Here is a 24,158-nt window from a genome sequence, read left to right on the forward strand (position 1 = left end):
TCACCATGAACGGTGCAGATACAGCATGGATCATCGTCGCCACGGCGCTGGTTCTCTTCATGACATTGCCGGGGCTGGCGCTTTTCTACGGGGGCCTCGTGCGGGCCCGCAATGTGCTGAGCGTGTTCATGCATTGCTACGCCATCGCCTGCCTGATGAGCATCCTTTGGCTGGCGCTTGGCTATTCCATCGCCTTTGGCGGGTCGGGCAATGCGTTCTGGGGCGGGCTTGACCGGGTCTTCCTGTCGGGTGTGACCGCCGACAGCCTGTCGGGGACATTGCCAGAGGTGCTGTTCTTCGCCTTCCAGATGACCTTCGCCATCATCACGCCCGCGCTGATCGTGGGTGCCTATGTGGAACGGGTGGGCTTCGGCTTCGTGCTTCTGTTCTCCTCGCTGTGGATGCTGCTGTGCTATGCGCCCGTGGTGCACTGGGTCTGGGGCGGCGGGCTGCTGGCGGGCAACGAGGACGCGGGGCTTGCGCCGCTCTTCGGCACGGCGGTGCGCGATTTCGCGGGCGGCATCGTGGTGCATGAAACCGCCGGAATCGCGGCTCTGATGATCGCCTTCTTCCTCGGCCCGCGCCGCCACACGACCACGCCGCCGCACAATCCCGGCTACGTGATGATCGGGGCCGCGATGCTGTGGGTGGGCTGGTTCGGCTTCAACGGCGGCTCGCAGCTGGCGGCCGACGGGGGCGCGGCCATGGCGCTGACCGTGACCCATATTTCTGCGGCCACCGCGTCGCTGAGCTGGGGCCTGTGGGAGAAGATCAAATACGGCAAGGTCAGCCTTGTGGGCGTCGTGACCGGCACCATCGCGGGGCTTGCCTCGATCACCCCCGCCTCGGGCTTCGTCGGGCCGCTGCCCGCGCTGATCATCGGGGCCGTTGCCGGCATCCTCTGCCAGGAAGCGGTGAACTTCATCCGCAACAAGGCAAAGATCGACGACACGCTCGATGTCTTCGCCGTGCATGGCGTGGGCGGCATCTTCGGCACGATCATGATTGCGGTTTTCGTACCGGGGGCCTGGGCGGCGCAGCTTGGCTCGCTGGTCGTGGTGGGGGTCTACACGGTCGTGGTGACGCTGGTGCTGATCTACGCCGTGAAGGCCATCACCCCCCTGCGCGTCGATGCGGAGACCGAGACCAACGGGCTCGACCTCGCCGTGCACGGGGAGCGCGCCTACGATATGTCGAGCTGACCTGACGGACGGGTCACAGCTTGCAAAGCGTCGCGCCGATCTCTCCCGGCGCGGCGCTTTTTTCTATCAGATCGTGAAGGTCGCGGACCTTGTCCTGACCAAGCAGTGCCTCGGCCTTGGCGCGCACCTTCGCCGCGCGTCTGGCCAATGGCAGCGGGGTAAGCAGGTCATGACTGGCCTCGCGCGTGCCGCCGTTCAGCGTCAGGCGCACCCGCGCGGCGGTTTCCGGCAGGGTCTCGTCCGGGATGACGCGCACGCGACGGCGCAGCGCCATGACCTGCGGATCACAGGCCAGCGCATCGGTGAACGTGTCGAGCCGCGCGGTGTCGTGCCCGAGCGCCGCCAGTGCCATCACCTGCGCATAGGAAAACTTCGCCTCCAGCCCGGTGGCGGGCGATGCAATGTTGCACACGGTCAGCCAGCGCGGGTGGGTGGTCACCTCGATCGCCGTGATCCCGTCAGGGTCTACGGGCAGAAGCACCGCCACCGCCTCCAGCGCCGCGTGCAGCCCGTGGCAGCAGGCGTGGAACTTGTGGCTGACCTGTTCGAAAAGCCAGCTTTCCCCGAGCCCGTCCAGCGCGTGCATGTCGCCCGCCCCGTGATGGGTAGGGCCGAAGCCCTGCGCCTCCTCCAACCCGGCCCGGCGCGGGTCGAAACCGTGGGCGACCAGCAGCGCCGCCTCCACCCCGTTGGCCGCCGCGATCCCGGCGTTGAAGGGCTTGCCCATGGTCCCGAATTGCGATTTCAGCCCCGAGGCGCGGGTGCCCAGAAGGCCGATCACATCGGCAAGCTGCGCGGCCGAGAGCCCCAGAAGCCGCCCCGCCGCAAGCCCGGCCCCGAACGCGCCCGCCGTGGCGGTCTGGTGAAACCCCGCCTGGTAATGCCCGCGCCCCAGCCAGACGCCCACACGCACCGAGGCCTCGACGCCCACAAGCGCCGCCTCCTGCATGGCCGCTCCGCCTGCGCCCATCCGTTCCCCCATGGCCAGAGCCGCCGGGATGACGGCAACCGAGGGGTGGCCGATATGGGCGAAATGGGTGTCGTCATAGTCGAGTGCGTGGGAGAGCGTGCCATTGACCAGCGCCGCCATGCGGGCGGGAACGCGCTGGTCCAGCCCGAGCGCATGGGCCTGTGGCGTGCCACCCTCCTCCTCTGCCAGAGCGCGCAGGACCTGCGCCACCGGCTCCTGCCGTCCGGCGAGGGCCACCGCGCACCAATCGAGAAGGGACAGCCGCAGAACCGCGCGCGCGTTGTCCGCCCCCGCGATAGGGGCCGCCGCGAAAGCCGCAAGGGCATCGGTGAAGGGGGTCTTTGTCATGGTTTCTCCGCCAAGGTCATACGTCAGACCCGCGCCAGCGCCGCCTCGGTTTCCGCGACCAGCCGGGCGACAACCTGCGAGGTGGTTTCAGCCCGCACCAGCCCCGCCCCCTGCCCCGACCAGAGCGCCACCGCATCGGGCAGCCCCGCCTTGGCCGAGGCCGCGCGGATCGGGCCGGTCGCCGCGTTCATCAGCGGAAAGTCGGGCCAGTCCGCATGCGACGCCATTTCGCGCGAGAAGTCGTTCGCGACCCCGCGCGCCAGACGCCCGGAATAGGCGCGCGTGGCCATGGTGTCGTCGCCCGTCGCGTTTATCACCGCCTGTTTGTGCACCTCGGGGCTGCTGCATTCCGGTGTCGCGAGGAAGGCCGTGCCCACCTGCACGCCGGCAGCCCCCAGCATCAGCGCCGCCGCCACGCCACGCCCGTCGGCAATGCCGCCTGCGGCCACCACCGGCACGCTGACTGCATCCACCACGCGCGGCACCAGCGCCATAGTGCCCGTCAGGTCCGCCCCCCTGCGCGGCAGGAACCAGCCGTTGTGGCCCCCGGCCTCTGCCCCTTGGGCGACGATGATATCGGCGCCGTGATCCTCCAGCCAGCGGGCCTCTGCCGCAGATGTGGCCGAGGACAGGATCAGGATGCCCGCCGCCTTCAGCCGGTCCACCAGCGCCGCCTCCGGCAATCCGAAATGGAACGACGCCACCGTCGGCCCGCAGGCAATCACCGCCTCGCACAGGGCCTCGTCGAACATGGGGATTGCATCGGCAGGGGCTTTCACCACACCCGCGCCGAAACGGTCATACCAGGGCGCCAGCCTCGCCGCGACCTCCGCATTCAGGTCCTCATCAGGAACGGGCCGGTCATGCACGAAGAAATTCACGTTGAGGCTGCGATTGGTCCCGGCCTGCGCCGCGCGCAGCTCCTCCGCCATCGCCTCGGCCCCCATCATCGCGCAGCCGAGCGAGCCGAGCGCCCCCGCATTCGCCGCAGCCGCCGCCATGGCAGGTGTCGTCGCGCCTGCCATCGGGGCCTGAATGATCGGAAAGTCGATATTAAGTGTCCGCGTCAGCGGTGTGTCATGCCAGGCCATACCCGACGCTAGCCGGGCGCACCCTGTCCGTAAAGCACCTTCGCGCGGTCCTCGAAGGCCTGCACGATCCGCATCATCGCCTCGTGAAAGAAAAGCCCCGCCGCGCCCTGCAAGAGCTTGCTCTTGAATTCGAAATCCACGTCGAAGGCCACCTCGCAGCCGCCATCCTCAACGTCCCGGAACCGCCAATGCGAGATCAGATGCTTGAACGGCCCCTCGATATATTCGGTGTCGATCTCGCTCAGCTCCGGGCGCAGGGTCACGCGGGACCCGAACCGTTCGCGGAACATCTTGAAGCCCACCACCAGATCGGCCAGCATCACATCGCCGCCCTCAATCGGCGTCACCGAGCGCACCCGCGCCCCCATGATCCACGGGATGAACTGCGGGTATCGCGCCACATCGGCCACCAGATCATACATCTGGGCTGCGCTATATGGCAGCAGACGGGTCTCGGCGTGGCTTGGCATGCGTCTTTTCCGGTTTCCTCTTGCGCGTCCCATGTCCTAAAGTTCCTGCGGGAATTCAAGGGACAGGGGCGGTTTTGCCGCCCAAAAGGGGCGATATGGCGCAGAAACCTTACGTAGTGGACAAGATGATCTCGGCCAAGGCCATCGCGGCGCGGATCGAGGAACTGGCGCGAGAGATCGAACGCGCCTTCGCGGGCACCGACAAGTTGGTGGTCGTGGGGCTGTTGCGCGGCAGTTTCGTCTTCATCGCCGATCTGGTGCGGGAACTGAACCTGCCCGTTGAGGTCGATTTCCTCGAAACCTCCTCCTACGGCAGCGGCATGGAAAGCAGCCGCGAGGTGCGTATCCTCAAGGATATCCGCGGCGAGATCGAGGGCCGCGATGTGCTGGTGGTGGAGGATATCGTCGACACCGGCCACACGCTCAATCACGTGCTGCACCTGCTGGAAAGCCGCCATCCCAAGCGGTTGGAAACCATCGCGCTGCTCGACAAACCCTCGCGCCGCGAAGTGGACGTGAAAGCCACCTGGATCGGCTTCGAGATCCCCGATGAATTCGTCGTCGGCTATGGCATCGACTTCGCCCAGAACAACCGCAACCTCGGCCATATAGGGAAGGTGCGGTTTACGGAGGAGTGAGGGGGCAGCAGGTTACCCCCCCCGACAGTGCAATCACGCACATGGCAACTCTGCATTTCCGCACAGACCCTGTGCGGATCACACCCGCGTGAGGTGGGGGTGAGGGGCTTGCGTGATGGCTCCTGTTGCCGTGATGCTCATGGGCATCGCACGTTTTCATCAGGGAGTTCCCAATGCGTATCTTCTCCAAATCCCTTCTCGCCGCCGCGGCGCTGACCTTGCCGCTGGCTGCCACGGTTCAGGGCGCGGGCCATGGCGACAATCCTTATGCCAGCCATATCGCGGCCCGTCAGGGCTATATGCAGATCCTCGCCTTCAATATCGGCGTTCTGGGAGGCATGGCGCGGGGCAATATCGACTATGACGCCGAGGCCGCGCAGACCGCCGCCAACAACCTTGCTGCCATGGCGGGCGTCGATGGGCGTCCGACCTGGCCCGCCGGGTCCGACAATGCCGCGCTTGGCGATGCCACCCGCGCCCTGCCCGCGATCTGGGAAGATATGGGCGGTTTCGGTGAAGAGTGGATGGCTTATGGTGCTGCTGCGAGCGGCATGGCCGACGCAGCCGGCAACGGGCTGGAGGCGCTTCAGGCAGCCATCGGCCCGCTTGGCGGCGCATGTGGCAGCTGCCACCGGAACTTCCGTCAGTCCGACGACTAAGTTCGTCTCGGGACGGCATCGCAATTCCGCCTTGCCGTCCCGATGAAAGGCCATTTCCCTATGCGATTTCTTCGGTTTCTCGTCATTCTCGCCATTCTGGGTGCCGCCGCCGGGTGGTATCTGACCGCCCCGCAGTCACTGGCTGCTTCGGATATTCCCGAGCGAGACGGGGATGCAGAACATGGAGAGCTGGTCTTCTGGGCCGCTGGCTGTGCATCCTGCCACGCCGCCGAGGACGCAGAGGGCGACGCGCGTCTGATCATGTCCGGGGGGCGCGCCTTCCCGTCGGATTTCGGCACCTTCTACGCGCCCAATATCTCCATGGACCCCGACCACGGGATCGGTGGATGGTCCGAGGCGGAATTCCTGTCCGCCGTCAGGAACGGGGTCAGCCCCGAGGGGCAGCATTATTACCCGGCCTTCCCCTACACCACCTATGCGCGGGCCGGGATCACGGATCTGCAAGACCTCTGGGCCTTCATGCAGACCCTGCCCGCCGATGCCACGCCGTCACGCGATCATGATGTGGGCTTTCCGTTCTCGATCCGACGGTCGCTTGGCGGCTGGAAGCTTCTCTTTGCCTCGGATGACTGGGTGATCGAGGGCGATGACCTGTCGCCTCAGGTGATGCGCGGGCGCTACCTTGTGGAATCGCTCGGCCATTGCGGCGAATGCCACACGCCACGGAACGCGCTTGGGGGGCTCGATTACGCGAACTGGCTGGCGGGCGCGCCGAACCCCTCTGGCGAAGGGCGCATTCCCAACATCACGCCCGCCGCGCTGACATGGTCGGCCTCTGACATCGCCAATTACCTGCGCGACGGGTTCACGCCCGAGTTCGACAGCGCGGGCGGCGAGATGGCCGAGGTGATCCTGAACATGGCCCACCTGCCCGACGCCGACCGCGCGGCCATTGCCGCCTATCTTCAGGCGCTTCCCGCCTCAGAGTGAGCCCATCATCTCCCGCGCCTCGGCCTGCTGCGCCGGGCTGAGCGCCCGCGATAGCCGATTGCAGCGGCGGCTGTATTGCACCTGCCGCTCCTCGCTCGAGGTGATCTCGACCGCACGCAGGCAAAGGGCGAGGCCGCGCACCGGATCGTGGCCGGGATGGGCCGGATCGGAGATGACCTCGCCAAGGTTCACGTAGGCCAGCGAGTCGTTCTCCTCCAGTCCGCGCTGAAACATCTCGCCCGCGCGCAGCAGATCACGGGCGCCACCCACACCGTTGCGCAGCATCAGGCCAAGATCGCCAAAGGCCAGTTCGGCCCCGCGTTCGGCGGCCAGTTCCATCAGCCGGCGGGCCTCGATTTCATCGGAATAGCCCAGATCCCCGTGCCAATACATGACCGCCAGTTCATAGGTCGCATCCGCATCCCCCTGATCGGAGGCCAGTTGATAGTAGTGTCGGGCCATATCAGGGTCGGCCTCGACCCCGCGCCCGCCTTCATACATCGAGCCCAGGTTGTAATAGCCGGTCGTGCTGCCCTGTTCGGCAGCCTGCAGGAAATAGGCCACCGCGCGGTCGTGATCGACGGGAAGGCCGCCTTCGCCATTGTCATAGTAATACCCAAGCCAGTTCGCCCCATAGGCGCTGCCCCGCTCGGCGGCCTCTTCGTAGAGCGCCACCGCCTGTGGCTGATCGACCGGCCCGCCCTCGCCTTCCCGCAGCATGTCGGCAAGATTTTCCAGCGCCCAGAGGGGGCCGTCATTGTCATGGGCCAGCGCATAGAAGCGCCGCGCCTCGGCCTGGTTTTCCTCCACCCCTTCGCCATGGGCATACATCCAGCCCACATTCGCGGTGCCGTCCACATAGCCCGCCTCATGGGCCCGGCGGAAATACTCCAGCGCGCGGCGCGAATCCGGGGTGCCGAAATGGCCTTCGAAATAGGACACGCCAAGGTTGTTGTAGACCCCGGCATAGCCCATTTCCTCGGCCCGCAGCATCAGCGGGATGGCCAGATCGGGGCGCGGGTCCTGCCCGGACCAGCCGTCGAGATAGTGATCGGCCAGATTGTTCAGCGCCTGCGGCAAATCCTGATCGGCGGCGGCCTGATAGTAGCTGACAGCCCGGAACCCGTCGGCGGGAACGCCAAGCCCGTTCTCGTAGAGAATGCCCATCATGTTCAGCGCCACCGCGTCGCCGGAATTGGCCAGTGGGCGGGAAATTTCCAGCGCCAGCGCGTAGTTGCCCGTGCGATAGGCTTCGACGGCGTCATCGGCCGTTTGCGCGTGAAGGGGGGCCGCAAGGCAGAGCAGCGCGGCGACGGAGATGGCTTTGAGATTCATAATGGCTCTCCTTCTTGAATGGGTCAGTAGGTGGTCAGCAATTCCTCGGTCCGGGTCGCGATCGCTTCGATATCGGCCTCGGACAGGGTTTCGGGCAGGGTTCCGCAGCTTTCCTGATACTCGGCGATGCGGCCGGAATCGGTTTCGCGCGCAATGGCATAGGCGCACCAGGCATAGCCCTCGACCCGGTCGGCCCCGGCATAGTCGGGGTTGAGATAGACCGTCGCCGCGCCCCAGGCCGCGAAGGGATAGTCCATAGCGGCAGCCTGCTGGTAAAGCGCCAGCGCGCCGTCAAAGTCCACTGGCCCGCCAAGCCCGGCCTCATGCATGTAGCCCAGATCGTTGATCGGCCCCGGCAAGCCCAGATCGGCCAGGGTCTGCAACAGGCGGCGGGCCTCTGCATGGTCCTGCGCGACGCCGACGCCGTCCCAGTGCATATAGGCCAGATCGGACAGCGCCTCGATATTCCCGCGCTCATAGGCGAGGTGATAGAGCGTCACCGCCCGGTCGATATCATCCGGCACTGACGGGTCACCATCGGACAGAAGATAGGCCAGGTTGGCAGGCGCCCACTCATGGCCCAGGGCCGTGCCCTGTTCATAGGCTTCGGCGGCGGCTGCCGGGTCGGGGGCCATCCCCGCCGCGCCATTGAGCAGCAGAATGCCCAGATCGTTCCCCGCCCCGCCATAGCCAAGCGCGATGGCCTGCCGGTAGGTTTCAATCGCCCCGGGAATGTCCTGCGGGCCGCCCCGGCCAAGCTCCATCATATAGGCGAGGTTGCGGGTGCCCTGCCCGTGGCCAAGCGCTGCCGCCTGTTCGAAGAGAAGCCGTGCCTGCGCATCATCCTGGATCACCCCGAACCCCTGGGCATAGAGCGCCCCCATATTGCTATGGGCCGCCGCCGAGCCCCCATCCATGGCCTGCCGGTAATAGGCCGCTGCTGCGGCATAGTCCGGGCTGCCAAGGGCGCCTTCCTCGGACATGGCACCAAGGGTGTTCAGTGCTTCGGCATTGCCCGCCTCTGCGGCGGCGTCTGCCAGCTCCCATGCGCGGGTCAGGTCGCGTGGGGCACCGTATACGCCCTTATACAAGATCCAGGCCAGGTTTGCCTGTGCAACCGCATAGCCCTGTGCGGCGGCAGCCTCGTAATAGTCGAGCCCGCGTTGCACATCCTGTTCCACCCCTTGGCCGTGGAAATAGATCACCCCGAGGATATTCAGGGCCGCGGGATCGCCCGCTTCGGCCATCGGTTCCGACAATTGGCGTGCGGTGTCATAGTCGCCGCCATCAAAGGCCGTGCGGGCATCGTCCAGCCAGTCGGCATGGACCGACAGGGGCGCGAGGAACAGACAGACAGCAACAGCGGACAGACCGGCGCGAACACGAACCATGGCAAAAACCTCCCTTAAATGCGGGAATGCTAGCGCAACATGGCAAAATCGCAAAATGCTTTGCGGTCAGTGGCTCAGATGCGCCGGCGCGTCGATATGGGGGCGGCGCAGGGCGAGCAGCCGCAGTGCCTCGTCCGCCCGACCCTGTTGGATCTGCGCATTCATCAGGGCAAATTCGAGGATATCGCGCTGTGCCCGGCTGCCGCCCACCCGTTCCGACTGCGCCACGACGGGGATCAGCCGCGCCTCGGCCCCGGCCCAGTCTTCGGCGGCAATCGCCCGGAACGCCTCGGCGCAGCCCGGCACCATGTCACCAATCGGCCCCTTGGCGTCCGATATGAGCCGGTCGAGCGCCTCTGCATTGCCGCTCATGGCATGGATCACCGCCGCATGCACATCGACGAAGCCCATTCCGGGGTTTGGGAAGGCGGAGATCGCAAAATCCCCAAGAGCCTGCCAGCGGGCCTGCCCGATCTCCACCCCCGCCAGCGAGGCGCGATAATAGAGCGCTGCCAGATCGGTCACGATATTGATCGCGGGGCTTTGGCTGACGCCGGGGGCCAGGTCTTCGTCCACCGCCCGCCACATGCGCGCCTCGTCGCCCGTCGCCATCGCCCACAGCGCCACGTGCCACGTATTGTGACAATGCATCAGGCCCGTGCGGTCATAGCCCTGCATCCAGTCGCCCAGAAACGCGAGCCCGTCCGCCGTTTCCCCGACCTCGTAGTAGAGATGCGCACGGATATGGGCGGCATGGGCGCTGTGGGGGTTGCGCGCAAGCGCCAGGTCGATCTGCCCCTCGGCCTGTTGGAATTGCCCGATTTCGAGATGCGCGAAGGCCATCTGGGCGGGAAACCACCAGTCGCCCTCGTAATGGGGGGCCAGGAAATCGGCCACCGCCAGATGTTCCGCCTCGCGGCCCACGCGGCCGGAAAAGCCGATCAGGCTGAAGACCCCAAGAACGGTCTGCGCCACCAGCGCATCACGGGGGTATTCGCGAATATGGGCACGGATGAGCGCATAGCCCTGCCCCGCGCGACCCTCGATCAGATGGCCGAAGATTTCCAGTTGCGCGGCCTCTCTCGGGGTCAGCGCCCGGTCGCAGCCCCTCGCCGCCGCCAGAGCCGCCTTTGCCTGAGGCATATGGCCAAAGGTTTGATAATTCCGGGCCAGCGCCACATGGGCGGGGGTAAACTCCGGGTCCGCCGCGATGGCTGCCTGTAGCGCCGCTTCCACTCCGGCCATTCCAGCGAGATAGAGGTCCATCCCGCGCTGATAGGCCTCGGCGGCCAGATCGGACCCTGTCGAAATGTCCAGCCCGTAGCGATCCGTCATCCTGTCCCGGCGCATGCGTGTCCCCCTGCCTGGCCGTCAGCGCCGTGATCGGCATCGGCCCTGATCATCCCATGACAGCGCCCCATCAGCGCCACCATTTCTGCAACTTTGGAGTGTATCTCGGAGCAACACAAGCAGTACAGCCGCGGAAGACGGCAATTTGGAGTATCCAGAAATGCAACAGAAACAGAACTTTCTTTCAGACGAGAGCGGCGCCGTGACCGTCGACTGGGTCGTCCTGACCGCCGGGCTGGTCGGCCTTGGGCTGGCCACCATGGCCGTGGTCAGCACCGGGGTCGAGGATCTTAGCGGCGACATGCGCGGCCAGATGGAAAGCCAGACCATCTCGACCAGCTTCGCCAGCGTGGCTGGCGGCGACAGCGGCTGGTCCTGGTCGGGCCGCACATCGCAGGACTACTACAATATCGGCGCAGCCCTCGCCCCCGGCAACAATGGTGCCACCTATTACTGGGCGCAGCAGGAAGCGATTGCCGATATGCCGGAAGGCTACAATTTCGACAGCCCCCTGGTCGATCCCGCCACCGGCAACGTCGTCTATACCAGCAATGACGGCACAACTTATGCCTCGGGTGGTGAAACCTGGGCAATCGACGAATACCCCGGAACGCCGGTCTATTGGGGCGCCTGATCCCTCAGTTGCAGTCGAAAAAGAAAACCCCGGCCTCGCGCCGGGGTTTTTCGTATCAGGCCTGTCCCAGTTTCTTCATCCGCGCCGCGCGCAGCCGCGCAAAATCGTCACCCGCGTGATAGCTCGACCGTGTCAGCGGCGTGGCCGAGACCATCAGGAACCCCTTGTTATAGGCGGCCTTTTCATAGGCCTTGAATTCCTCGGGCGTCACGAACCGGTCTACCGCGTGGTGTTTGGGCGTGGGCTGCAGGTACTGGCCGATGGTCAGGAAGTCGATATCGGCGGCGCGCATGTCTTCCATGACCTGGATGACCGCCTGCCTGTCCTCGCCAAGCCCCACCATGATCCCCGATTTGGTGAACATGGTCGGGTCCAGTTCCTTCACCCGCTGCAACAGCCGCAGGGAATGGAAATAGCGGGCACCGGGGCGCACCTCGGGGTAGAGCCCCGGCACGGTTTCGAGATTGTGGTTGAACACATCCGGTTTCGCCGCGACCACGACCTCCAGCGCCTCGGGGGCGCAGCGGATGAAATCGGGCGTCAGGATTTCAATCGTCGTGTCCGGGCTGCGATGACGGATGGCGCGGATGGTCTGGGCGAAATGTTCCGCCCCGCCATCTTCGATATCGTCGCGGTCCACCGAGGTGATGACGACATGGTTCAGCCCCAGTTTCTGCACGGCATCCGCGACGCGACCCGGCTCGAACACATCGAGATCCTCGGGTGGCTTGCCGGTGGCGATGTTGCAGAAGGTGCAGGCGCGGGTGCAGACCTCGCCCATGATCATCATCGTGGCGTGGCCCTGGCTCCAGCATTCGCCGGCATTGGGGCAGCCCGCCTCTTCGCAGACCGTCACCAGCTTGTGCTCTCGCATGATCTTGTGGGTCTTCTTGTAGCCCTCGCCCACGGGCGCCTTGACCCGGATCCAGGACGGTTTCTTGGGCTGCGGGTTGTCCGGGCGGCGCGCCTTTTCGGGGTGGCGCTGTTCGGGAATCTTGAGATCGCGCATGGGGTTCCTCCAACTGGCGACTGTTTAACGCTAAACGATCCAAAAGTAACCCCGTCTCGCGCGGGAAGCGGCTATGCAGCCCTGCGATTCCTTGGCGCAGCCCTGCCGGTTGTCAGGCCCTGTGCGCAGGTCCAGACTGACCCGACCGGACAGGAGACAAACGGCATGGCCATCAACTGGGCGCAGCACCGCACGCAGGATCATCATATCACCCGCGCGCAGGAGTTTCTCAAGCAAATCGTCTATGGCGGCAATGACGGCATCGTCACAACCTTCGCCATCGTGGCGGGCTTCGCCGGGGCCTCTGCCGAAAACACCGCGCAGATCGGGGCACTCGCGGTGCTGGTTTTCGGTTTGGCCAACCTCTTTGCCGACGGGGTGTCGATGGGGCTTGGGGAATTCCTGTCGGGCCGGTCGCAACGCGATCTCTATCATACGCGGCGCGCGATGGAGTTGCAGGAACTGTCCACCGATCCCGATCGTGAACGGCTGGAGCTGCAACAGATGCTGCGCGAACGCGGGCTGCCGGGGGGGGATGCCGATCAGGTGGCGGATATCCTGATGCGCAACCATGATTTCGCCGCTGACCTGATGATGGCCTATGAATTCGAGATGACCGACCCGCGCAGCACCAATCCCGCGGGCGACGGGATGTCCACTTTCATGGCGTTCATCACGCTCGGCTCTATCCCGTTGCTGCCCTATATCGCGGGTCTGGACCCGGCCCGCGCCTTCCCCATATCCGTCGCGGCGACATTCCTTGCCCTGTTCGGCCTCGGGGTTTTGCGCTGGCGTGTGACAGGCGAGACGGCGTTGCGCTGCATCGGCGAAACGGTGATCGTCGGGGGGCTTTGTGCCTTCGTGGCCTTCGGCGTCGGCGTATTGGTCGGCGGCTAGAAGCTTGCAAAACCGGGCGAAACCGGCAGGCTGCGGGCCAAGCCCGAAAAAGGATGCCCCATGACCGCCCGCGACCAGATCACAGCCCGCGCCGACACGCCCGAGACGCTTCACCGTTTTGTCGAGAACCTGACCGCGCTGGTGGCCTTCCCGACGGAACCGGGTGCAATTGATGCCCATGCCGCCTGCCTGAAGCATATCGCCGGGCTGATGGCGGGACACGGCTTCGTAGCCCGCTGGATCGAGGGCGACCATCCGCCCGCGCTGGTCCTGTCGCGCCACGAGGGCGACGGGCTGCCGACGATCCTCGGCTATGGCCATGCCGATACGGTTCCGGGGATGGAGGGGCGCTGGCAACAGGGTCTGGCGCCATGGGCGCTGACCGAACGCGACGGCAAGCTCTACGGGCGCGGCGTGGCCGACAACAAGGGACAACTGTTGGTGAACTTGACGGCGCTACGATTGGTGCTGGAGCAACAAGGCGCGCTTGGCTTCAACTGCCACATGCTGGTGGAAATGGGCGAGGAGGTCGGCTCGCCGGGGCTGGATGCGATCTGCGCGGGGCTGAAGGACGACCTGAACGCCGATCTGGTGCTGGCCTCTGACGGGCCGCGCCTGTCTCGGGATCGACCGACCGTGTTTCTTGGCGCACGTGGGGCCGTGACCGTCAAGCTGTCGATCTGTCACCGCGAGGCCGGGCGCCATTCCGGCAATTTCGGCGGCCTTCTGCGCAATCCCGGCACCGAGATGGCCCACGCCCTTGCCTGCATCATCGGCCCGCGCGGCGAATGTCTCGTACCCGGCTGGACACCGGAGAAGGTGCCGGACGACACCCGCGCGATCCTGTCGGGCATCACCCCCGCAGGCGGAGAGATCGACCCCGGTTGGGGCACCCCCGGCCTGACGCCCGCCGAACGGGTCTTTGCGTGGTCTGCGGTCGAGGTGCTGGCCTTCACCTGCGGCACCCCGGAACGGCCCGTCAATGCCATCCCGCCAGAGGCGCAGGCCCATATCCAGCTGCGCTATGTGACCGGGCTGGACCCCACAGCGATCATGCCCGCCCTGCGCGCGCATCTGGATGCTGAAGGCTTCGACTTTGTTGACATCGAGGAACCCGACGCCCGCTTCCCCGCCTCGGCCACGCCGCCAGATCACCCTTTCGCCCGTTTCGCAGTACAGTCCATTGCCCGCAGCACCGGGGCAGATCCGGTGCTGCTGCCCTCGCTTGGCGGTTCTCTTCCCAACCACGTCTTCACCGAAACGCTTGGCCTTCCCGCAGTCTGGGTGCCGCACAGCTATCCCGGTTGCAGCCAGCACGCCCCCGATGAACATCTGCCCAAGGCGATGATCCCCGGTGCGATTGCCCTGATGGCGGGGCTTTACCACGACATCGGCGCTGCCGGTCGGTCCGGCCTGGGGCTGGCGTGATCCCTACTGGATCGTCGCGCTCCAGCTGCCGGTCCCGGAACAACTGGCCGCACCGCGCCCGCTATAGGGGATGCCGTTGGTGGTATCGCGCGGATACCACGTACCGCTCAGGGAACAGCCCGCAAGGCTGCCCGACACGGTATTGACCGTCAGGGACGTCCCCACGAGGCCGACCGTGGCCGTGCCCTCCCAACGGCTGGTGGTGTTCCAGATATAGTAGTTCCACAGACTGTCAGCCGCACAGGTCAGGCGCCTGAGTTCAAACCCGTAGATCCCGCTTGGCAGGTCGATGCGGCCTTGCCAGTTCACGCCGCGATTGTCGCAATTGAGCGCTGCTGCCGGTCCTGCAGGTATCACCCCGAACAAGAAGGCCGCAAAGGCCACGATCCGTACAAACATGAGATCCTCCCGTTGAATGATTGCTGGCCCCAAGGGGCCTCTAATGCGGGGGACCCTATCACAATTCGCCCGCTGGTGCAGTTCACAATTGCCCATGACAACGCCCGTTCCCGCCAAATCGCCCCCTGTCTTTGTCGAAAACGTGCGATCCGAAACCCGACCGTCACGCTACCCTTTCCGGAAATCAGGACTGCGAAACAGGAGATTTTCATGCAGACCCAGGCACGTGTTGTGGTGATCGGCGGCGGCGTCGTCGGTTGCTCGGTGCTCTATCATCTGGCCAAGGCGGGCTGGACCGACAGCCTGCTGTTGGAGCGGTCCGAACTGACCTCGGGCTCCACCTGGCACGCGGCGGGGGGCTGCCACACGATCAACGGCGATCCCAATGTCGCCAAGTTGCAGAAATACACGATCGAGCTCTATCGGGAGATCGAGGAACTGTCGGGCCAGTCCACAGGCTTTCACATGACCGGCGGTGTCATGCTGGCCTCCACCCCCGAACGGTTCGACTGGCTGAAATCCACCATGGCCAAGGGCCGCTATCAGGACATCCAGTCCCGCGTGATCACGCCTGAAGAAGCGCATGAGCTGATGCCGCTGATCGACCCCGCGCAATTCGTGGGCGGGCTGGAAACCGTGGTCGATGGCCATCTGGACCCCTCCGGCGTGACCTGGGCCTATGCGAAATCGGCGAAGAAACTGGGCGCGTCCTATGAACAGCATTGCAAGGTCGAAGAGATCCTGCGCGCCCGTGATGGCGGCTGGATCGTCAAGACCAACAAGGGTGATGTCGCCTGTGACCATGTGGTCAATGCCGGTGGCCTCTGGGCCCGCGAAGTGGGCCGCATGGTGGGGCTCGAACTGCCGGTTCTGGCGATGGAACATATGTACCTGATCACCGAGGACATGCCGGAAGTCGCTGAAATCAATAAGACAACCGGCAAGGAAGTGATCCACGCGGTCGATTTCGACGGCGAGCTCTACCTGCGTCAGGAACGCGGCGGCATGTTAATGGGCACCTATGAGAAAGCCTGCGTGCCCTGGTCGGAACGCACGACGCCATGGGAGTTCGGGCATGAGCTGCTGCAACCCGATATCGACCGCATCGCGCCGTCGCTGGAAGTGGGCTTCGAACATTTCCCCGCCTTCGCCAATGCCGGCATCAAGCAGATCATTAACGGCCCCTTCACCTTCGCCCCCGACGGCAACCCGCTGATCGGCCCCATTCGTGGCATGCCAGGGCTTTGGTCGGCCTGTGGCGTCATGGCGGGCTTTTCTCAGGGTGGCGGCGTGGGTCTGGCGCTGGCCAACTGGATCACCCAGGGCGATCCCGGCTTCGATGTCTGGGCCATGGACATCGCGCGCTATGGCGATTGGGCGACGATGAGCTACACCAACCCCAAGGTGCAGGAAAACTACTCCCGCCGCTTCTCGATCAAATTCCCGAATGAGGAATTGCAGGCCGCCCGCCCCTACAAGACCACGCCGATCTATGACCGCATGCTGTCGCTCGGCGCGCAGATGGGGGATAGCTGGGGTCTTGAGGCACCGCTCTGGTTCTCGCCCGATGGCACCAAGGACGAATTCAGCTGGCGCCGCTCCACCGATTTCGAGCATGTGAAGGAAGAGGTCCGCGCCTGTCGTGAAGACGTGGGCGTGATGGAAATCTCCGGCTTCTCCAAGTTCTACGTGCGCGGCACGGGGGCAACGGCCTTCCTCGACAAGGTGCTGGCCTGCAAGCTGCCCAAACCAGGCCGCATGACGTTGGCCCCGATGCTGAAGGAAAACGGCAAGCTACAGGGTGACCTGACCGTCGCCTGCCTGTCCGAGACCGAGTATTTCCTCGCAGGCTCCGGCATGGCGGAGGTGTTCTACGCCCGCTGGCTGGAAAGCCATATGCCGCAGGACGGGTCGGTATCGCTGGAAGTCGTCGGGCTCGGCATGGTCGGCCTGTCCATCGCAGGCCCCAAATCTCGTGACCTGTTGCAGCGCCTGACTCCTGCGGATGTGTCCAACGCCGGGTTCCGCTTCATGGACATCCAGCGCATGGATGTGGGCTTTGCCCCCTGTCTCGTGGGCCGCGTGAGCTTCACCGGTGATCTGGGCTACGAGATCTGGATGAAGCCCGAATACCAGCGCCATGTCTTTGACCGCCTGTTGGAGGCGGGTAAGGATCTGGGCCTCAAACCCTTCGGCCTGCGCGCGCTCAACGCCATGCGTCTGGAAAAGAACTTCGGCGGATGGGCGCGCGAATTCCGCCCCGTCTACGGGCCTTTGGAGGCTGGTCTCGACCGCTTCATAGCCTACGAAAAAGACGCTGATTTCATTGGGAAAACCGCAGCATTGGCGGAGCGGGACAGCGGCGGCAAACTGCGCCTGCGCGCCTTCACCGTTGCCGCGATTGACGCCGATGTTATCGGGGACGAACCCATCTGGCATGACGGCAAGGTCGTGGGCTGGGTCACCTCTGGCGGCTATGCCCATAACGCGGGCCAGTCCGTGGCCATGGGCTATGTCGCGAAAGAGGTTGCCGACAGCGAGGGCCCCTGGGCCATCGAGTTGCTCGGCCAGATGCTGGATGCACAGCCCCAGCACTCACCGCTCTTCGACGCCAATTTCGAACGCATGCGCGGCTGACACGATCAGGGCGGGGTCAATCCCCGCCCTCTTCACTGTCCCGCTGCTCGCGGAACCACCGTTCCAGCGCCGGGTTGGGGTCCGCTGCCGTTTCGGTTGCGTCCTCCGCCAGGTCTCGGGGTCGCATCCGGGGCAGCCTGCCGCCATTGGGCGTGCGGAAATAGTGCATCTCCCGCGCCCCGAAATAGAAGCTGACGATGGCGCCCAACAGCCACCAGAGCGGTTCCGGCACCTCGTTCAACCCCACCATCCGCGAGGCAAAGGCCTCCGGATCGACCATGGCAAAGACGAACAGCCCGATCGTGCCAAGCGCCAGCATCGGGCGTGGCATCCGGTTGATGCCGTTGATCACGCGGTCGAACAGCCCCCGTCTCGCGTATTGAAACTCGTCACCATGGGCGTCAAGCGCCGCCCGATGCGCCTCGGCCGACAGTTCCATCGCCCTTGTTTCATTGGCGTGGAAGATCTCGGCCACATCGCTGACGGCTTCGCCCGCTGCCGCAATGGTCTGAGGCCCGCCAAGAATGCGCTGCATCAACCCCATGCCGCCACCCGCGCGCGGTGTTCCGCGTCCGTAAGATGAAACTCAGGCGAGATGAATTCCTCCGCCCGCCGGATCCAGCCCCCTTTGCCCCCATCACGCCGCGTGGCATAGCGGCGAGAGGCCGGGCGCCGGTCCCCGATCCGATAGTAGAAATTGCGCCGGGCAATGCCGTAGGCATCCACCATGCTTTGCCCTGCGCTGTCATGGGCCGCAGTCGCCGCTGCAATGGTCTGCGGCCCGATCACCCCGTCAACGGCAATCTCCAGCCCCATATCCCTGATCAGCCGCTGCAAAATGCGCACTGCGTTCGATCCGGCATTGACCTGCATGTCGAAGACCGTGGGCTGCAATGGTTCCGGCAATTGGTCGATCCGGGGGGCATGGTAATAATGCTCGATGAAGATCTCGACCGCCCGCTCCCGCGGCAGGGCGCGCACATCGGCCTCATCCACATCGCCATCGCCATCCAGGTCCAGCCCGAAACGCCGCATCGTATGGATTGTCACCCCGTAATTTGTCGCGCCCCCGGGGTCATTGGGGTCATTCACAAATCCTCCCTCTCGATCGACGATTTCAGACGCAATCTGGCGAACCGACAGCATGGTTCAGCCCTCCCATGCTCAAGGTTCAAGATACGCAAAAGCCAATCACACGAGGATTAAGATTTCGCTAAAGCCCCTTCATCTTGGCAAAAATACCTCGGGAGCTCGAGGGCAGAGCCCTCGATCCTGACGTATAAACAGGCACTTACGGATCGACCCTCACACAACCCGGCCAAGCATCCGCGGCAGCGCGCTTCGACGAAGGCTCCCGAAGGGGGCTTGAGGAGAAGCGCCCGCCCTCAATAGCTCGGCGCCGGCTCCTCATCTTCCGCGTGCCGGTAGACCCCTTGCGCCTCCAGCGCGTCGATCACCTCGGCGGGCATATAGGTCTCGTCATGGCGGGCCAGCAGTTCTGTCGCCAGAAACACCCCGTCCTCATAGGTGCCGGTCGCCACAGTCCCCTGGCCTTCCCCGAACAGATCAGGCGGCGCGTCGGTCCCGATATAGCGCACCGGGATATCGGCACCGCCATCGGTCACGGTGAAGGTGAAATCGAGCCCCTCATCCTGGACCAGCGTGCCCTCCAGAACCAACCCGCCGATACGGAAGACCTCATCGGGCGGTGGCGGGGTTTCCGCCACTTCGGTCGGGGTACGGAAGAAATTGATGCCGTCACGCAACCCGTAGCCGATCAGCCCCGCAGACACCGCCAGCGCCACCATCGCGACGATGATCACCTGGATCCGGCGTTGTTTCTTCAATCCGCGCATGGTTGTCCTCCACGTCCTGCTGCCCCACAGATAGGCAAGGCCGCGCCCCGCGTCGAGAGGTGCCGCCTTGACAGGTTGCCTCAGGCTTTGACGAACGCGATCTTGCGCCGCAGGAACTGGGTGGCCTTGTTCGACACCCTTGCCGGATCGCCGGTCGTCAGGAAGGCGGATTCAGCCCCCTCCCCCAGCTTGTCGGGATGACGGGTCAGATAGTCGGCAAGGCTTTCGGCCACCAGATTGGCCTGGCTATAGACCGCAACCCCCTCCCCAAGCGCGTCCTGAAAGACGTCTTCCATCAGCGGATAATGGGTGCAGCCGAGGATCGCCGCCTCGGGTTTGGGCATGCGCCGCTGCAGCGCCTCCACATGGCTGCGCACAAGGGCTTCCGCAAGAATCATGTCGCCATCCTCGATGGCATCCACCACGCCGCCACAGGGCTGCGCCTCGACGTCGACACCGATGGCGCGGAAGGCCAGTTCGCGCTGGAACGCCCGGCTGCTGACCGTCGCGGGCGTGGCAAACAGTGCCACATGTTTCACGGCCACTTCACGCGGCGGGGAATTGTCGCCCCATTGACGTTCGGTCAGAGCCTCAATGAGCGGCACGAAGACGCCCAGAACCCGTTTGTCCGCTGGCACCCACGATTCCTGCATCCGCCGCAGGGCCGCGGCGCTTGCGGTGTTGCAGGCAAGGATCACCAGATCGCAGCCCGCCTCAAAGAGGCGCTGAACCCCCGCTGTCGTCAACTCGTAGACGTCATCGGCATCGCGCACGCCATAGGGCGCATGGGCATTGTCGCCGTAATAGACAAAGGGCACGTCCGGCAGGCGCTTGCTGACGGCATCCAGCACCGTCAACCCGCCCAAGCCACTGTCAAAGATCCCGACCGCCATTTCGCTTGTGCTTTTCCTCGAATTCGAACCCGATTTCAGCCGGGTTTATGGGTGTTGGCGACAATTCGTAGGTCGATTGCCGCAGGAAGTCCATCATCGCCCGCGTATCGCCTGCGAAACGGTCCAGCTCGGCCCGCGGGATCGGGTCGCCGATGACCACGCGCACAGGTGTGTTCACCCGCTTCTTGAACTCCTTGATCAAGAGCCCCATACGCAGCGTGTTGTGCAGGTGACTGGCCAGTTGAAAGAGCCGGCTGGTGTGCCCGTCGAAATAGATCGGCACAACGGTGGCTGCTGACTTGGTGATCATCCGCGCCGTGAAGCCGCGCCAATAAGGGTCCATGGGCCGCCCGAAGGGTTTTTGCGCCGTCGACACCGTACCGCCCGGAAAAATCCCGATCGCGCCGCCCTCCGACAGGTAGCGCAGCGCCGTCTTGCGGGTCTGGATATTCAGCGCCACCGCCTCTTTCGTCTCATCGAAGGAAATGGGCAGGATGACCTTGTCCAGATCCTCTGCCTTGCGGAAAATCCGATGCGCCAGAATGCGGAAATCCCCGCGCGCGACCGACAGGATATGCCCCAGCATCAGCCCGTCGAGAATGCCGTAGGGGTGGTTCGCGATGGCGATGACCGGCCCTTCGCGCGGGATATTGTCCAGGCTGCCGCCCATCACCTCCAGCGTCAGCCCGTAGCGGTCCACCATCACCTGCCAGAAATCCCGGCCCGCCGCGACCTCGGTCTCGTAGCCCTGCGCCTGCTTGATCAGCTTCAGCCGCCCGGTGGTGTTCTCCATCGCGCGGATCATCGCCCGCCCGCCCTTGGTCCGGGCCGAATGCGCATAAGAGATCTCGCGCGCGATCTGCCTGTCTTCTTTGGAATGTCGCTTGCGTGCCATGGTCCTGATACACACCGCTGCCGTTGATGCTGGATACGCCCCTTGGGCGATTCCCGCTAGCGAAAGCACGTCACAGTTTCATGACATCCCGCGCCGCGCCCATCCCCAGAGGCACAAAAGCTCCATCGCCACATGCGCCCCCGCCACGGCGGTGATCTGGGCCGAGTCGAAGGGCGGAGAGACCTCGACCACATCGCCCCCCACCAGGTTGATCCCGGCAATGTCGCGCAGGATCATCGCCGCCTGAGCCGAGGTCAGCCCGCCCCAGACCGGCGTACCGGTGCCCGGCGCATAGGCCGGGTCGAGGCAGTCGATATCGAAGCTGAGGTAAACCGGCGCGTCGCCCAGGATCTCCTTGATCCGCGCGGCGATGGCTTGCGGCCCCTGCTCATGCACGGCACGCGCGTCGAGAATCTCGATGCCGAGATTGTCCTCCACCACCGTGCGGATGCCCACATGAACAGAGCGGGCCACGTCGATCAGCCCCTCCTTCACCGCCTTATAGGCAAAGGTGCCGTGATCGACGCGTACCGGATCATCATCGGGCCAGGTGTCGGTATGGGCATCAAACTGCAGCAGGGCCACGGCCCCATGCTTCTTCACATGCGCCCGCAACAGCGGCAGGGTGATCGAATGATCGCCCCCAAGCGTCACCATCGCCGCGCCCTGGGACAGAATGCCATCGGCATGGGCCTCCAGCACTTTGGGAAATTCGCCCGGATTGGCATAGTCGAAGGCCAGATCGCCATAATCGGCAATCGCCAGATCGCTCATCGGGTCATAGCCGCCCCAGCCATAGGGCGGGTCATAGACCTGCAACGCGCTCGCCTCGCGGATGGCACGGGGTCCAAGCCGGGTGCCGGGCCGGTTCGTCACCGCCTGATCGAAAGGCACACCCGTCACCGCGACATCGACGCATGTCAGGTCCTTGGTGTAGCGACGGCGCAGGAAACTCACCGCCCCCCCGAAGGTGTTCTCGAACGCGCGCCCCTTCAGCCCTTCCCGCGTGAATGCCCCGTCGATATCCTTCTTTGCATCTTCCAGCGCCATTTCGGGCCTCTCCTGTCACTTCCGCGCCCCATGCAAAGCCTGTCCCGGGGAAAAAGGCAATGCCAGCTTGCAAGCGCAGCCCGCGCCCTACATCAAGGGGACAGAGCAGAGCAGGAGCCGCCCCATGCCCGACACCACGCTACGCCAGCAGTTCCTGGAAGGCATGAGCCGTGCCGCCGCCTCGGTCAGCGTGGTCACCACTGACGGGCCGGCGGGACAGCACGGGATCACGGTCAGCGCAATGACCTCGGTCAGCGCCGATGGCGAAGCCCCCACGATGCTGGTCTGCCTGAACGCCGCCTCCTCCGTCCTGCCGCCGCTTCTGGAAAATGGCTGTTTCTGCATCAACGTGCTGAGGATCGACCAGCAGGCAATCTCCGATACGTTCTCGGGCCGGCTGCCCGCACCCGATGGCGACCGCTTCAACGCCGCGCCCTTCACCCCAGGACCCACCGGCGCGCCGATGATGGACAGCGCCCTTGTCAGCTTCGATTGCGAACTGGTCTCGGCCGACAAGATCGGCACCCACCATATCTGCATCGGCGCCGTGCGAGAGGTGCGCGTCGCCCCCGATGGCTCGCCGCTTCTCTATGGAATGCGCAGCTATCTGCGGGCCGAAAAGCACTGATCCTTTCTCAGCACTGCACCCGCGCGCAGCAGATATTCCTCGGCGACCGGCCGCTGCCTCGGTTCCGGAGGAACGCAGTCGGGCATAGGCGTTCTGCACTCTCGGCTTCGCGCCGCCATGGCGACCGGCGACATGTCCATCTTCCATCGCAAGTGCCAATCCAAAGAATAGAGCGTGGGCGCAGCCCACACAATTTGGTCAGAGGCGGGCCCGCGTCGCCAGAAAACCGCTATCCAAGGGGCAGCGCCCTCTCCACCAGCCGCGCGAAGAAGCTCGCCCCATAGGGCGCGGCCTCGTCGTTGAAATTGAACCGCGGGTGGTGCAGCCCCGCCGCCTCCCCCTGCCCCAGGAACAGGTAAGCACCGGGCCGCTCCTCCAGCATGTAGCTGAAATCCTCTGCCCCCATCTCGCGCCACTGGGCACCATCCACGGCCCCCTGTCCCACGATCTCCTCGGCCACGCCCACAGCGAATTCGGTCTTGGCCGGATCGTTCACCGTCGCCGGGTAGCTGCGCCTGTAGTCGAGCACCGCCTCCACCCCGAAGCTGGCCCCCTGCCCGGCCACGATCTCGCCCATCCGCGCCTCGACCATGTCCCGCACATCCGGGTCGAAGCTGCGCACCGTGCCGCCCAGATAGGCGGTGTCGGGGATGATGTTTTCCGCCGTGCCGGTGTGGATCATGGTGACCGACACCACCAGATCCTGCAGCGCGTAATGGTTGCGCGCGACGATGCTTTGCAGCGCCTGCGCGATGTGGACGGCGGCAATCACCGGATCGACGCATTCATGCGGATAGGCCCCGTGCCCGCCCTTGCCCTTGATATGCACGTCGAAACTGTCGACAGCGGCCATGACCGGCCCCGGCGTCGTCTGGAAATGGCCCAGGGGCAGCGCGGGCGTGGTGTGGATCGCGTAGACCTCAGCGATGCCGAACCGGTCCATGATCCCCTCGCGGCACATGATGTCCGCCCCGCCGCCATCCTCCTCGGCGGGTTGGAAGATCAGCGCCACGCGGCCTCGGAAATTCCGTGTTTCCGCGAGATATTTCGCGGCCCCCAACAACATCGTGGTATGCCCGTCATGACCGCAGGCATGCATCACGCCCTTGTTTTCAGACGCATAATCGAGCCCCGTCTCCTCCTCGATCGGCAGCGCATCCATATCGGCGCGCAGCCCGATAGTCGGCCCCTCGCCCTGCCCCTCGATGATCGCCACGACACCCGATTCGGCGATGCCGGTGTGAATCTCGGTGATCCCGAAGTCCTTCAACCGCGCGACCACGAAGGCAGCCGTTTCGTGGCAGGCAAAGCCAAGTTCCGGATGGGCGTGCAGATGGCGGCGCCAGGCGGTCATATCATCTGCGAATCCGGCGATGCGGTTGAGGACGGGCATGGGTGGACTCTCCGGGGCTCATGGGTGTTAGTCG

24 protein-coding genes are annotated in these 24,158 nt (G+C 64.9%); 9 read left to right on the plus strand and 15 right to left on the minus strand.

Going from position 1 to position 24,158, the window contains the following annotated elements; all coding sequences use genetic code 11:
• The first annotated feature begins 5 nt into the window (after nt 1–5).
• Complete coding sequence (locus tag RBB16_RS00620; protein WP_306044267.1) at nt 6–1,202, plus strand: ammonium transporter; 1,197 nt, start codon at nt 6–8, stop codon at nt 1,200–1,202.
• A 13-nt stretch (nt 1,203–1,215) separates the two neighbouring features.
• Here RBB16_RS00620 and RBB16_RS00625 read toward each other — a convergent pair whose 3' ends face one another.
• From RBB16_RS00625 to RBB16_RS00635, 3 genes are read right to left on the minus strand one after another with little or no spacing between them, the layout of a single operon-like run.
• Entirely contained in the window at nt 1,216–2,520 is a 1,305-nt protein-coding gene (locus RBB16_RS00625; protein ID WP_306044268.1) for an MmgE/PrpD family protein, read from the minus strand.
• A gap of 23 nt (nt 2,521–2,543) precedes the next feature.
• Nucleotides 2,544–3,611, minus strand: a complete 1,068-nt coding sequence (locus RBB16_RS00630) for a nitronate monooxygenase family protein (RefSeq protein ID WP_306044269.1) — start codon at nt 3,609–3,611, stop codon at nt 2,544–2,546.
• An 8-nt stretch (nt 3,612–3,619) separates the two neighbouring features.
• Entirely contained in the window at nt 3,620–4,081 is a 462-nt protein-coding gene (locus tag RBB16_RS00635) for a type II toxin-antitoxin system RatA family toxin (protein WP_306044270.1), read from the minus strand.
• A gap of 95 nt (nt 4,082–4,176) precedes the next feature.
• Here RBB16_RS00635 and hpt point away from each other — a divergent pair, with 95 nt between their 5' ends.
• The 3 genes from hpt to RBB16_RS00650 all read left to right on the plus strand — a co-directional run bounded on the left by hpt (nt 4,177) and on the right by RBB16_RS00650 (nt 6,329).
• Nucleotides 4,177–4,719, plus strand: coding sequence for a hypoxanthine phosphoribosyltransferase (gene hpt / locus RBB16_RS00640; protein ID WP_306044271.1), 543 nt, complete (start codon nt 4,177–4,179; stop codon nt 4,717–4,719).
• A 173-nt stretch (nt 4,720–4,892) separates the two neighbouring features.
• The gene (locus tag RBB16_RS00645) at nt 4,893–5,378 is read left to right on the plus strand and encodes a cytochrome c (RefSeq protein ID WP_306044272.1); all 486 of its coding nucleotides are present in this window, start codon (nt 4,893–4,895) and stop codon (nt 5,376–5,378) included.
• 60 nt (nt 5,379–5,438) lie between these two features.
• A complete protein-coding gene (locus RBB16_RS00650; RefSeq protein ID WP_306044273.1) occupies nt 5,439–6,329 on the plus strand; it encodes a cytochrome c in 891 nt (296 codons plus the stop codon).
• Here the strand turns inward: RBB16_RS00650 and RBB16_RS00655 are convergent.
• The 3 genes from RBB16_RS00655 to RBB16_RS00665 all read right to left on the minus strand — a co-directional run bounded on the left by RBB16_RS00655 (nt 6,321) and on the right by RBB16_RS00665 (nt 10,405).
• On the minus strand, nt 6,321–7,664 hold the full coding sequence (locus RBB16_RS00655; RefSeq protein WP_306044274.1) for an SEL1-like repeat protein: 1,344 nt from the start codon (nt 7,662–7,664) through the stop codon (nt 6,321–6,323). The two genes, RBB16_RS00650 and RBB16_RS00655, sit on opposite strands and share 9 nt — an antisense overlap.
• A 23-nt stretch (nt 7,665–7,687) precedes the next feature.
• Complete coding sequence (locus tag RBB16_RS00660; RefSeq protein ID WP_306044275.1) at nt 7,688–9,055, minus strand: SEL1-like repeat protein; 1,368 nt, start codon at nt 9,053–9,055, stop codon at nt 7,688–7,690.
• Between the two features lie 66 nt (nt 9,056–9,121).
• A complete protein-coding gene (locus RBB16_RS00665; RefSeq protein WP_306044276.1) occupies nt 9,122–10,405 on the minus strand; it encodes a tetratricopeptide repeat protein in 1,284 nt (427 codons plus the stop codon).
• A gap of 202 nt (nt 10,406–10,607) precedes the next feature.
• On the opposite strand from RBB16_RS00665, the gene RBB16_RS00670 reads away from it, so the two are divergent.
• Nucleotides 10,608–11,039: a hypothetical protein gene (locus RBB16_RS00670; protein ID WP_306044277.1), complete on the plus strand. Its 432-nt coding sequence runs from the start codon at nt 10,608–10,610 to the stop codon at nt 11,037–11,039.
• A gap of 55 nt (nt 11,040–11,094) precedes the next feature.
• On the opposite strand, the gene lipA is transcribed toward RBB16_RS00670, so the two are convergent.
• Complete coding sequence (gene lipA, locus RBB16_RS00675) at nt 11,095–12,048, minus strand: lipoyl synthase (RefSeq protein WP_306044278.1); 954 nt, start codon at nt 12,046–12,048, stop codon at nt 11,095–11,097.
• A 165-nt stretch (nt 12,049–12,213) separates the two neighbouring features.
• On the opposite strand from lipA, the gene RBB16_RS00680 reads away from it, so the two are divergent.
• Together RBB16_RS00680 and RBB16_RS00685 are read left to right on the plus strand one after the other, a co-directional pair.
• Nucleotides 12,214–12,945, plus strand: coding sequence for a VIT1/CCC1 transporter family protein (locus tag RBB16_RS00680; protein WP_306044279.1), 732 nt, complete (start codon nt 12,214–12,216; stop codon nt 12,943–12,945).
• 60 nt (nt 12,946–13,005) lie between these two features.
• Nucleotides 13,006–14,373, plus strand: coding sequence for a M20/M25/M40 family metallo-hydrolase (locus RBB16_RS00685; protein ID WP_306044280.1), 1,368 nt, complete (start codon nt 13,006–13,008; stop codon nt 14,371–14,373).
• Nucleotides 14,374–14,376: 3 nt separating this feature from the next.
• Here RBB16_RS00685 and RBB16_RS00690 read toward each other — a convergent pair whose 3' ends face one another.
• Nucleotides 14,377–14,772, minus strand: a complete 396-nt coding sequence (locus RBB16_RS00690) for a hypothetical protein (protein ID WP_071690019.1) — start codon at nt 14,770–14,772, stop codon at nt 14,377–14,379.
• Nucleotides 14,773–14,982: 210 nt separating this feature from the next.
• On the opposite strand from RBB16_RS00690, the gene RBB16_RS00695 reads away from it, so the two are divergent.
• Complete coding sequence (locus tag RBB16_RS00695) at nt 14,983–17,409, plus strand: FAD-dependent oxidoreductase (RefSeq protein WP_306044281.1); 2,427 nt, start codon at nt 14,983–14,985, stop codon at nt 17,407–17,409.
• 16 nt (nt 17,410–17,425) lie between these two features.
• Here the strand turns inward: RBB16_RS00695 and RBB16_RS00700 are convergent, their stop codons facing one another.
• From RBB16_RS00700 to speB, 6 genes are all read right to left on the minus strand, one after another.
• Nucleotides 17,426–17,953, minus strand: a complete 528-nt coding sequence (locus tag RBB16_RS00700) for a holin family protein (RefSeq protein WP_306044282.1) — start codon at nt 17,951–17,953, stop codon at nt 17,426–17,428.
• Nucleotides 17,944–18,555, minus strand: a complete 612-nt coding sequence (locus RBB16_RS00705) for a holin-associated N-acetylmuramidase (protein ID WP_306044283.1) — start codon at nt 18,553–18,555, stop codon at nt 17,944–17,946. Before RBB16_RS00705 ends, RBB16_RS00700 begins: the two co-directional genes overlap by 10 nt.
• A 239-nt stretch (nt 18,556–18,794) precedes the next feature.
• Nucleotides 18,795–19,265 (minus strand): cytochrome c maturation protein CcmE, encoded by a 471-nt coding sequence (gene ccmE / locus RBB16_RS00710; protein WP_306044284.1) that lies wholly within the window; start codon nt 19,263–19,265, stop codon nt 18,795–18,797.
• 80 nt (nt 19,266–19,345) lie between these two features.
• Nucleotides 19,346–20,158, minus strand: a complete 813-nt coding sequence (locus RBB16_RS00715; RefSeq protein WP_306044285.1) for a glutamate racemase — start codon at nt 20,156–20,158, stop codon at nt 19,346–19,348.
• Nucleotides 20,139–21,053: a lysophospholipid acyltransferase family protein gene (locus RBB16_RS00720; RefSeq protein WP_306044286.1), complete on the minus strand. Its 915-nt coding sequence runs from the start codon at nt 21,051–21,053 to the stop codon at nt 20,139–20,141. Before RBB16_RS00720 ends, RBB16_RS00715 begins: the two co-directional genes overlap by 20 nt.
• 78 nt (nt 21,054–21,131) lie before the next feature.
• Entirely contained in the window at nt 21,132–22,103 is a 972-nt protein-coding gene (gene speB / locus RBB16_RS00725) for an agmatinase (RefSeq protein WP_306044287.1), read from the minus strand.
• Between the two features lie 124 nt (nt 22,104–22,227).
• Between speB and RBB16_RS00730 the strand changes: the two genes are divergently transcribed.
• Nucleotides 22,228–22,731 carry a flavin reductase family protein gene (locus RBB16_RS00730; protein WP_306044288.1) on the plus strand — a complete coding sequence of 168 codons (504 nt, stop codon included), beginning with the start codon at nt 22,228–22,230 and terminating at the stop codon, nt 22,729–22,731.
• A 229-nt stretch (nt 22,732–22,960) separates the two neighbouring features.
• On the opposite strand, the gene RBB16_RS00735 is transcribed toward RBB16_RS00730, so the two are convergent.
• The gene (locus RBB16_RS00735) at nt 22,961–24,124 is read right to left on the minus strand and encodes a M20 aminoacylase family protein (protein WP_306044289.1); all 1,164 of its coding nucleotides are present in this window, start codon (nt 24,122–24,124) and stop codon (nt 22,961–22,963) included.
• Nucleotides 24,125–24,158: the final 34 nt, after the last annotated feature.

It is taken from the genome of Nioella sp. MMSF_3534, from assembly GCF_030732985.1.
In the GTDB taxonomy this organism is placed as follows: Bacteria; Pseudomonadota; Alphaproteobacteria; order Rhodobacterales; family Rhodobacteraceae; genus Nioella.

What these genes read in the sequence shown, in the direction of transcription:
- RBB16_RS00620 (WP_306044267.1), top strand. Translation starts at nt 6, where the DNA reads ATGAACGGTGCAGATACAGCATGGATCATCGTCGCCACGGCGCTGGTT.
- RBB16_RS00625 (WP_306044268.1), bottom strand. Translation starts at nt 2,520, where the DNA reads ATGACAAAGACCCCCTTCACCGATGCCCTTGCGGCTTTCGCGGCGGCC.
- RBB16_RS00630 (WP_306044269.1), bottom strand. Translation starts at nt 3,611, where the DNA reads ATGGCCTGGCATGACACACCGCTGACGCGGACACTTAATATCGACTTT.
- RBB16_RS00635 (WP_306044270.1), bottom strand. Translation starts at nt 4,081, where the DNA reads ATGCCAAGCCACGCCGAGACCCGTCTGCTGCCATATAGCGCAGCCCAG.
- hpt (WP_306044271.1), top strand. Translation starts at nt 4,177, where the DNA reads ATGGCGCAGAAACCTTACGTAGTGGACAAGATGATCTCGGCCAAGGCC.
- RBB16_RS00645 (WP_306044272.1), top strand. Translation starts at nt 4,893, where the DNA reads ATGCGTATCTTCTCCAAATCCCTTCTCGCCGCCGCGGCGCTGACCTTG.
- RBB16_RS00650 (WP_306044273.1), top strand. Translation starts at nt 5,439, where the DNA reads ATGCGATTTCTTCGGTTTCTCGTCATTCTCGCCATTCTGGGTGCCGCC.
- RBB16_RS00655 (WP_306044274.1), bottom strand. Translation starts at nt 7,664, where the DNA reads ATGAATCTCAAAGCCATCTCCGTCGCCGCGCTGCTCTGCCTTGCGGCC.
- RBB16_RS00660 (WP_306044275.1), bottom strand. Translation starts at nt 9,055, where the DNA reads ATGGTTCGTGTTCGCGCCGGTCTGTCCGCTGTTGCTGTCTGTCTGTTC.
- RBB16_RS00665 (WP_306044276.1), bottom strand. Translation starts at nt 10,405, where the DNA reads ATGCGCCGGGACAGGATGACGGATCGCTACGGGCTGGACATTTCGACA.
- lipA (WP_306044278.1), bottom strand. Translation starts at nt 12,048, where the DNA reads ATGCGCGATCTCAAGATTCCCGAACAGCGCCACCCCGAAAAGGCGCGC.
- RBB16_RS00680 (WP_306044279.1), top strand. Translation starts at nt 12,214, where the DNA reads ATGGCCATCAACTGGGCGCAGCACCGCACGCAGGATCATCATATCACC.
- RBB16_RS00685 (WP_306044280.1), top strand. Translation starts at nt 13,006, where the DNA reads ATGACCGCCCGCGACCAGATCACAGCCCGCGCCGACACGCCCGAGACG.
- RBB16_RS00690 (WP_071690019.1), bottom strand. Translation starts at nt 14,772, where the DNA reads ATGTTTGTACGGATCGTGGCCTTTGCGGCCTTCTTGTTCGGGGTGATA.
- RBB16_RS00695 (WP_306044281.1), top strand. Translation starts at nt 14,983, where the DNA reads ATGCAGACCCAGGCACGTGTTGTGGTGATCGGCGGCGGCGTCGTCGGT.
- RBB16_RS00700 (WP_306044282.1), bottom strand. Translation starts at nt 17,953, where the DNA reads ATGGGGTTGATGCAGCGCATTCTTGGCGGGCCTCAGACCATTGCGGCA.
- RBB16_RS00705 (WP_306044283.1), bottom strand. Translation starts at nt 18,555, where the DNA reads ATGCTGTCGGTTCGCCAGATTGCGTCTGAAATCGTCGATCGAGAGGGA.
- ccmE (WP_306044284.1), bottom strand. Translation starts at nt 19,265, where the DNA reads ATGCGCGGATTGAAGAAACAACGCCGGATCCAGGTGATCATCGTCGCG.
- RBB16_RS00715 (WP_306044285.1), bottom strand. Translation starts at nt 20,158, where the DNA reads ATGGCGGTCGGGATCTTTGACAGTGGCTTGGGCGGGTTGACGGTGCTG.
- RBB16_RS00720 (WP_306044286.1), bottom strand. Translation starts at nt 21,053, where the DNA reads ATGGCACGCAAGCGACATTCCAAAGAAGACAGGCAGATCGCGCGCGAG.
- speB (WP_306044287.1), bottom strand. Translation starts at nt 22,103, where the DNA reads ATGGCGCTGGAAGATGCAAAGAAGGATATCGACGGGGCATTCACGCGG.
- RBB16_RS00730 (WP_306044288.1), top strand. Translation starts at nt 22,228, where the DNA reads ATGCCCGACACCACGCTACGCCAGCAGTTCCTGGAAGGCATGAGCCGT.
- RBB16_RS00735 (WP_306044289.1), bottom strand. Translation starts at nt 24,124, where the DNA reads ATGCCCGTCCTCAACCGCATCGCCGGATTCGCAGATGATATGACCGCC.